The sequence below is a fragment of the Kocuria marina genome, from assembly GCF_000786655.1.
Classification (GTDB): Bacteria; Actinomycetota; Actinomycetes; order Actinomycetales; family Micrococcaceae; genus Kocuria; species Kocuria marina_A.
Genome location: NZ_JROM01000058.1, coordinates 160,521 through 168,908 on the forward strand (window position 1 = coordinate 160,521; position 8,388 = coordinate 168,908).

The 8,388-nt window shown below is 66.1% G+C and carries 6 protein-coding genes; 4 read left to right on the top strand and 2 right to left on the bottom strand.

Annotated elements, in window-relative coordinates; all coding sequences use genetic code 11:
* Entirely contained in the window at nt 1-2,898 is a 2,898-nt protein-coding gene (locus AS25_RS13205) for an SNF2-related protein (protein ID WP_035965719.1), read from the bottom strand.
* Between the two features lie 170 nt (nt 2,899-3,068).
* On the opposite strand from AS25_RS13205, the gene AS25_RS13210 reads away from it, so the two are divergent.
* Nucleotides 3,069-4,868 carry a DUF262 domain-containing protein gene (locus tag AS25_RS13210; protein WP_035965721.1) on the top strand — a complete coding sequence of 600 codons (1,800 nt, stop codon included), beginning with the start codon at nt 3,069-3,071 and terminating at the stop codon, nt 4,866-4,868.
* Nucleotides 4,869-4,960: 92 nt separating this feature from the next.
* On the opposite strand, the gene AS25_RS13215 is transcribed toward AS25_RS13210, so the two are convergent.
* On the bottom strand, nt 4,961-6,259 hold the full coding sequence (locus AS25_RS13215; protein ID WP_084118232.1) for an MFS transporter: 1,299 nt from the start codon (nt 6,257-6,259) through the stop codon (nt 4,961-4,963).
* Between the two features lie 292 nt (nt 6,260-6,551).
* Between AS25_RS13215 and AS25_RS13220 the strand changes: the two genes are divergently transcribed.
* The 3 genes from AS25_RS13220 (at nt 6,552) to AS25_RS13230 (ending at nt 8,283) form a co-directional block, all read left to right on the top strand.
* On the top strand, nt 6,552-7,025 hold the full coding sequence (locus AS25_RS13220; protein ID WP_035965722.1) for a MarR family winged helix-turn-helix transcriptional regulator: 474 nt from the start codon (nt 6,552-6,554) through the stop codon (nt 7,023-7,025).
* A gap of 127 nt (nt 7,026-7,152) precedes the next feature.
* The gene (locus AS25_RS13225; RefSeq protein WP_052161005.1) at nt 7,153-7,410 is read left to right on the top strand and encodes a hypothetical protein; all 258 of its coding nucleotides are present in this window, start codon (nt 7,153-7,155) and stop codon (nt 7,408-7,410) included.
* 21 nt (nt 7,411-7,431) lie between these two features.
* Nucleotides 7,432-8,283: an alpha/beta fold hydrolase gene (locus AS25_RS13230; RefSeq protein ID WP_035965723.1), complete on the top strand. Its 852-nt coding sequence runs from the start codon at nt 7,432-7,434 to the stop codon at nt 8,281-8,283.
* The last annotated feature ends 105 nt before the right edge of the window (nt 8,284-8,388 follow it).

Below are 8,388 nucleotides of genomic sequence, written 5' to 3' on the forward strand. Positions count from 1 at the left end.
TCACTCCCCTCCCTTGGGAACTACCACCAGCAGTGGGCGCACGTACGTGCGGTCCGGCAACATGTCCTGCGCCAATCGACGTTCTCCCTCGAGCGCTGCCCGGGACTGCCGGAACAACTGCGTTTGCGCGACCACACCCTCGGCACCGCGTTCCCATTCGTCCATGCGCTGGACCCAGTCCTGCGCGCGTTGCTCCGCGGCATCCCGCGCGGCCACCGCCACACCCTCGTCCATGAGATTCCTGGCGGCCTGCACCGCGAGGGGGACGAGCGGCTCGTACTGTTCCGGTTCATGGACCGGGACACCGATGGTGTCGGGGTTCAGGCCCAGGTCCTGGAACAATTCTGCCGGGGAGGAGTTGATCTGCGGCAACGGATAGTTGCCCATGAACTGCACCGACATGTGGGACACCGCGATGTTCTGACCGCGGCGGTTCGTCACGATGCCCTGCAGCACCACCGTGGGTTGTTGCACCGACCCCTGCACGGCGAAGATCTCGTCCCGGCCCAGGTGGGCCAGGGATCGGTCCGCGACCCAGTCCAGCACCGGGTGCAGCGGGGAGAGATAGTGGGTGTCCGGCCACGAGGTGCCCTTGGCGTCATTGCGCGCCGCCGTGAGGCGGGCCTCCGCGGTAGCCCGGTCCGGTGTCAGACGCATCCGATCCAGCACACCGCGGTCCTCCAGATACGACTGAGGAAGAGCCAGGAGGCGCTGACGCAGATCCGGGCTGGGCTCGAAGGTGATGGACTGGATGCTGCCGGCGTTGTTGCGTTCGATCGTGAGACCCACACCTCCCCTGTCCCGCGGTCGGTCCGGCTCACCGTAGAGCTCGGTCAGCCCTTCGCGCAGATAATCCACGTCCGATCCGAACAGCCCCGTGGTACTTCCCTGTCCCCGGCGATCCGACGGGGCGATGCCCGCGGGGTGCTCTCCCCCAGCAGTGTGGGCCGGCTCCTGAGCGGCAGCCTCCGTCAGGATGGCGAGCCAATCGTCGTCGTGGTGCTCCGCCGCTGCCTCCGGGTACGGAACCACGGCATCGAAGTCCTTGGCGCCCCGCAAGACCTCCGTAATGGCCTTCTCCTCAGCGTCACCCGAGTACGAGCCCATGAGAGAGGCGGCGTCGCCCAGCTTCTCGTGGGCTTCGCGCTCGCGCTCCATCAGGCGGGTGATCACGCGGATGTCACCCGAGAATCCACCGGCTCCCTCCATGTCCAACAGGAGTGTGGTGATCTGCGGCGAATGCAGCTGTCCGTAACGGTCGATGCGTCCGTTACGCTGCTCGATCCGGATGAGCGACCACGGGATGTCGTAATGGATGAGTTCATGGCACTGGAGGTGCAGGTTCACGCCCTCCGAGGCGACGTCCCCCGTGACCAGCACGCGAATGGGACTCGACGCCTGCTTGAAGGACTCGACGAGTTCCTGCTGCTCCACGTCCGTGAGACCGCCGTGCAGGACACGCACGTGGCCGGACTTGAACTTGAGATCCCGGGTGAGGTGCTCACGCAGCCATTCCAGCGTGGGGACGCGTTCCGCGAAGACCACCGCGCGCTCGGCCGACCGGGGACCAACGTCCTTGCTCCGCAACTGCGATACCAGTTCCTGGTACTTCCCGGAGCGGGGAGAGCCGGTCTCGGGCAAGCATGCCGTGTTGAGGTCGCGCAACCGCAGGAGCGCCTCCTGCTCCGCGCCCGCGGCGGCGTTGTCCTCGAGCGTGCGTAGCCGAGCGTCGATCGTCGCCTCCAGGGCCACCGGCGAGGAGAGGAACGCTTTGGCCAGGGTCCACGGGAACAATCGGGATCCCTTACCCGTCACGGGCGGGGCCCCTTGGGAGTGCGTCCACGTGGTGGCGATCTCCTCCCCCACCGCGAATTCCTCGGGGCTTGGTGCCACGGCGATGTGGCGCGGCTCTTTACGTTCGGCCCACCGGTCCCCTACCTCGTGGGCCACCGCTTCCGAGTACCGGTGACGGCGGATCATCAGGTTGTGTACCGCCGGCTTACTGATATCGCCCTGCGCACTGACGCTCGTGGGTTCCAGAAGGGTCAGCAGCTGGGCGAAGGACTTGTTGTCCCCGTTATGCGGTGTCGCCGAGGCCAGGATCAGAGCATCCGTATTGGGGGCCAGGATGTGGGCCAGCTGGTTGTTCTGGGTGGCCTGATTGGTCACGTTGTGGGACTCGTCGATCACCACGGCATCCCAGTGGTGTTTGCGCAGGTCGTGGATGAACCGGTCCTGCTTGAGGGTGTCGATCGAGATGATGACCTTCTCGAAGAACGTGAACGGGTTGCGGGTAGCCGGCAGCTTCTGCTTGACCTTCTGCACCCCTTCCGAGTCCAACCGGACGAAGGGGATGGCGAACCGGGTCCACAACTCGTGCTGCATCTGTTCCAACACGTGACGCGGCGTGACGATCAGGATCCTGCGGCCCCGCCCTCTGCGGATCAACTCCGCGAGGATCATCCCGATCTCCAGGGTCTTACCCAAACCCACCGCGTCCGCGATCAGTAGGCGTGTCCGCAAGCGCTCCGGTTCCAAGGCCTTCTCCACGGCCTGACGCTGGTAGGTCAGCGCATCCGCGAGCGCATGCGAGGTCAATACGGGCTGCGGGTCGGAAATGGGCAGCGACGTCTTCCGCAGCGTGGACTCCAACCACAGCCGGGAGCGTGCGTAGTGGGAACTGGTGTCCGCGACCACCTTGGTCTGCGCCGGATCATGGGTACGGACGGTGTCGATGGACGTGTAGAACTGCGCGGAGGTCCCCTCCACGAGTTCGCTCACCCCGCGAACGGTCAGGAGATCGCCGTCCGCTGTCTGCTCCACGGCGGAGACCAGCCATTGCTCGTCCCGGATTTCGACTATGGCTCCGGGGGCAATGTCTAGGGCTTGATCGGTCATCGACGACTCCGTGTGGAAGGGCAGTTACTTCGCAGTCTACAAATGCAAACACATGCTAGGTCGGAAGCGACCCTTTGTGATCGGCGCCCCCGTCCGCCCACGTGAGCGAGCACCAGGGACGTTGGTTCCACTCACCTATACGTGTCCCCGATCACTTGTACTGTGAGCCCATGATTCAGTCAGCGACGCAGTACCCCGTTCGGACGCTGTTGGATGCCCAGAGCAATCTGACCTACGTCATCCCGCCCTATCAGCGGGAGTACTCGTGGCAGCGCGGGCAGTGGGAGAACTTGTTCCAGGATCTACTGGAGGCGGAGGGTCAGCACTTCCTGGGCACCATCATCACGCTCAACAACTCCACGGACACCATGAACCCGCGGCTCGAACTGATCGACGGTCAGCAGCGCCTGACCACGCTGTCCATCCTGCTGGCCGCGTGTTACAGCGTGCTCGTGGAGCACCGTGAGCAGTTGGATTTCGATCAGAATTTCGGTGTTCAGAGCCTGGACCGTCAGCTCGTGATTGCCGGCACCAAGGCCCCGCGGCTCGTCCTGCAGACCCAGGGCGAGAACCGCAAGGACTATCACTGGATGCTCCACGAAGCTGGTTTGCCCGTCGACGAAGTGGAATCGCCGTATTGCGGCCTACGTAGGATCGTGAGGTGCTTCAATCACTTCCGCGGGGCCATCCTGGAACTCGCGGAGGAACCCGGTGACCCGGATGCCCCGGCCATGACGCCGCCGGAAGCCGCCTACCGCATGATGAGCGCCGTCAACAACGCCATCATCGTGAAGATCGAGGTGTCCACGGCTTCGGACGCCTTCACACTCTTCGAGTCCCTCAACAATCGCGGTCTCCCGCTGTCCCCCGTGGATCTGATCAAGAACCAGTTCTTGGCACTCTCGGACGCCCGCGGAGAGATGGACGTCCAGGACGCCTTCACCCGGTGGGACGGGACGCTGCGGAACCTGGGCGACTCGTACAACAACCACGAGCGGTTCCTCCGGCACTACTACAACGCCTTCATCTCGGAGTTACCGCCCGTGGCCAATGCCAGCGTGGCCACCAAGAAGAACCTCATCCACATCTTCGAGACCCTCTTCAAAAGTGATCTCACGGGGCAGATCAATAAGCTCGTACAGGCCAGTGCCTTGTTCGGCCGCATTGCCTGCACCAGGAAACGGCCCGATCCCACCCGTTTGGACCTGGCTTACCAGAACCTCAACCGAGTGCAGGCAGCGCCCTCGTACGTTCTGCTGCTCTGGCTGGAAGCTCACGCGGAGGACAAGAACCTCGCGGAGCGGGACCTGACGATCGTGACCGACATGCTGGTCAGTTTCTTCGCACGACGCAACGTCACTGGCTACCCGGCCACGTACGTTCTACCCCGCATGTTCATGGGCATTATTAAGGACTCCCTGGACAAGGAAGGTGCCGAAGTCCTCCGCGTCATCGCTAACGCCCTGCGTCGGAACTCGTCGGATGACGAAACCTTCCGTTCCCGCCTGGAGCAAGACCTCTACACCGAGAACGTGGACGCAGCACGCTTCGTCCTGACTTCCCTTTCCGAACAGGGCATGACCGACGAGAACCGCAAGGACCTGTGGGAGCGCCAGTCGGGCAAGTACGTGTGGACCATCGAGCACATCCTGCCGCAGGGCGAGAACCTCCCCGACGCGTGGACCGACATGCTTGGTGGCCCGGATGCAGCCGCCCAAGCCCAAGCCGGTTATGCCCACAAGCTGGGCAATCTGACCTTTAGCGTCTACAACAGCAACCTGGGCAACAGGGGATTCCTGGACAAGCGCGATCACCGGGACACCAATGGCAATTTCATCGGCTATCGCAATGGCATCCCTTTGAATGCAGACCTCGCGACGAAGGAGTCCTGGGGTCCTGCGGAGATCCAGGAACGCACGGAACATCTCGTCGATCGGGCCCTCACGAGATTCCCGCTCCCGCATGAGTAGGCACCATCAAGCTCCCCGCCCACCCCGGATATGAGACGACGGCGCGCAGCCACCTGGCCGCGCGCCGTCGTCGTCGAATTCTTGGTGGGAACTTACTGCTCGGAGGCCACGAGGCGCCCGTGCTTGGCGACGTCGTGGCGACCGTGGACCGCGTAGTAGAACACGGCCGCGAGGACCACGACCACCGCGAGGACCGTGTACATGGTGCCGAAACCCGTGGCCGAGAGCAGGATGCCCAGGGCGATGGGCCCGAGACCCACACCCACATCCATGAGCAGCAGCAGCGTGGAGATGCCCGTGCCCAGCTTGTGAGGAGGCACGGCGCTCACGGCGATCGCCTGCGAGGCCGGCATGAGTGTGCCGTAGCCGAGCCCGGTCATCGCGCCCGCGACCACGACCTGCCAGTCCTGGTGCGCCACGGCCAGGATGCCCAGGGCCACCGCGAAGCAGATCAGACCCAGGTAGACCACCACGTTGTCACCGCGCTGGTCCTGCACCTTGCCCAGGACGAAACGCATGATCAGCATGGCCACCGCGTAGGCCAGGAAGAACAGGCCCGCGCCCGTGGTGACCCCGCGGTCCACGGCGTAGGCGTTGAGGTAAGTGATCACACCGGCGTAGCACAGGCCCACGAGCAGCATGAAGCACCCGATGGGTAGGACGGCGGGATGGGCGACGTCGCTCAGCGAGAAACGCGTCTTGGTCTTGTCGTGCGCCGCCTGCGCCCGGGCCTCACGCTGGGCGAGCGGTTCGCGCAGGAAGAGTCCCAGGATCAGACCGAGCACCGCGGTGACGAGCGTGGTCCAGAACATCCAGGTGTAGTCGAACGAGCCCACCAGGAACAGGCCCAGGGCGGGGCCGATGGCCGTGGCCAGCGTGGCACCCAATGCGAAGTACCCCGTGCCCTCACCGCGGCGCGAGGCCGGGATGACGGACTGCGCGATCGTCATGGTCGCGGTGCTCGCGAAGGCGTAGCCGAAGCCGTGCACGATGCGCACCGTGATCAACAGCGGTAGCGACCCGGCGGGCAGGTACAGCGCGCACGCAAAGACCACCACCACGAGGGCGATCAACAGCATCCGACGCCGACCCAGGACATCCACGAGGTACCCGGAGACGAGCCGCGCCAGGGTGGCTCCCACCACGAACGCGCTCGAGGCGAAACCGCTCACGGCATCCGAGGCCGCGAAGCTGCGCACGGCGTACAGCGCCATGGTCGTGACCAGGATGTAGAAGATCAGGTACTGGAAGAAGTTGACCACCCAGGCCAGCACGAACGTGGGCGTGAGCAGCGGTTCACGCACCGCGGCGGTGGCGGGAGCCGGCTGCGCTCCCGGCGCGACGGCGGGTGTCTGGCCCGTGGGGACGGGCGCCTTGGTGTCGTGAGACACGGGGGAATCTCCTGGGTAGGCGCGGTTTGTACGATGCAAAATTGTAACATGCAATTTGCAGGATACAATAGGGTGCGGCCGCCCGGTTCGTGCCGCACGACGGCGCGTTGGGCGCAGCGTTCGACGCCGCTCGCAGCGGTGGGCCGCGGCACCCCCGGCTGCGAGCGCCGTCGGCTACCGAGCAGCTGCGGCCTCGAGCGCCGTGGGGCGGCAAGCGCCATCGGGCCACGAACGCCCCCGGGCCGCGAGCGCCGTCGGGCGACGATCCAGCCCGGGATGAAAGGATGGACGGGTGGAAAGCGACGACTCCCTCAGCGAACTGGTCTACGAGCACATGCTGCTCTCCCGCTACGCACTTCAGGGCGCGCCGCCCCACTCCCGCACGGAGTCGCTGGACCGCAGCTCCACGGTTTTGCTGGCCCGCTTACAGGCCGGCGGCCCCATGAGCGTGGCCGAGCTCGCGCAATCCTTTGGCCTGGACATCTCCACGGTCCACCGCCAGGTGGCGGCCGCCATGAAGGGTGGTCTGATCGAGCGCATCCAGGATCCGGAGGGCGGCGTCGCCCGGAAGCACCAGGCCACCAAAGAGGGCGCGCGGCGGCTCGCGGACGAGTTCCGGGCGCGCAGGGAGGCCTCGCGGCGCTTCCTCGCGGACTGGTCACCCGAGGACATCACGACCCTCGCGACCCTCACCCGCCGCTTCAACGAGAACGTGGAGGCGTCCCGGGGCCAGGCCTGGCCGCGGGACTACGACCGGGACGTGTAGGGCACGACGACGCGGCGTCGCCCGAGGTGGGACGTGCAATTCCGTGGGCCGCACCGAGTCGGTTCATCAGCCTGCTTGTTAGACTGCTCGCACAGGTTCCGCACGAACACCCAGGAAGTGGGTCACGGTGGCAGACATCAATCCCGAAGAATCCGAGCCCAACCGCTCCAAGGCGGCCGCGGCGGCCAACGAACATTCCGGCTACAGCGTGGACAGGGACACCCCGCCCGCCGAGGGACTCGGGGTGGGGCCCACCAACAACGAGTTGGATCGCGATCATCCCGGGGACAGCTCCAAGGGGAAGGTCACCCTGGTCGTCCTGGCGGTGCTCGTGGGGTTGTTCATCGTGCTGGCCATCGTGGGCCGGATCATCGGCTTCTTCTGATCCGTCACCGGAGGTACTCACGTGGCTGAACTGACGCACTTCACCCGAGAGGGTCTGCGCTTCGATGTGCGCGACGGCGGACCCGCGGACGGTCCCGTGGTGATCCTTCTGCACGGTTTCCCGCAGGACTCCACGAGTTGGGACCGGGTGGCACCGCTGCTGCACGCCCAGGGGCTGCGCACGCTGGCCCCGGATCAGCGCGGGTATTCGCCGGGGGCGCGCCCCTCCGCGGTCTCGTCCTACGCCCAGCCGGAACTGGTCGCGGACGTCCTGGCGCTGGCCGACGCCGCTGGAACAGAACGGTTCCACCTGGTCGGTCACGACTGGGGCGGGGCGATCGCGTGGAACACGGCGATCGCGGAACCGCAGCGCGTCAGTTCCCAGACCGTGCTGTCCACACCCCACCCCTCCGCACTCGGACGGGCTCTACGCACGCCGGATCAGCTGAGGCGGTCGTGGTACATCGGGGCGTTCCAGGTGCCGAAGCTCCCCGAACTGGTGTTCGCGGGTCGGGCGGGTTCGTTGCTACGCCGTTCCGGCGTGCCCGATGAGGCCGCGCAGCACTACGACGAACGCTTTGCAACACCGCGGGACATGCGGGGCCCGATCAACTGGTATCGCGCCACCGTGCGCTCATCGGGTCTCACACGCGGTTCCAACGCCGCCGCGTTCGTGCGGGTGCCCACCACGTTCGTCTGGGGCAATCGCGATTTCGCACTCGGCCGCACCGCCGCCGAGCACACCGCCGACTATGTGGCCGCCCCCTACCGGTTCGTGGAGCTGGACGCGTCCCACTGGTTGCCGGAGCGCGAGGCGGAGGCGGTGGCGAGCGCCGTCGTGGAGCGGGTGTCGGGGGACGACGCCGCGGGGTGACGCCCGCGGGCGGGCCCCGTATCCGGTGGGTCGGGTTCGCTGCTTTCGCCAAGTGCGCCCTCGGACAGCGCTCGCCGGGTCGGCTGGCATGTCCCCCCCCCCCCC

Excerpts from the sequence above, each read along its gene's own strand:
- AS25_RS13205 (WP_035965719.1), bottom strand. The coding sequence starts at position 2,898 with ATGACCGATCAAGCCCTAGACATTGCCCCCGGAGCCATAGTCGAAATC.
- AS25_RS13210 (WP_035965721.1), top strand. The coding sequence starts at position 3,069 with ATGATTCAGTCAGCGACGCAGTACCCCGTTCGGACGCTGTTGGATGCC.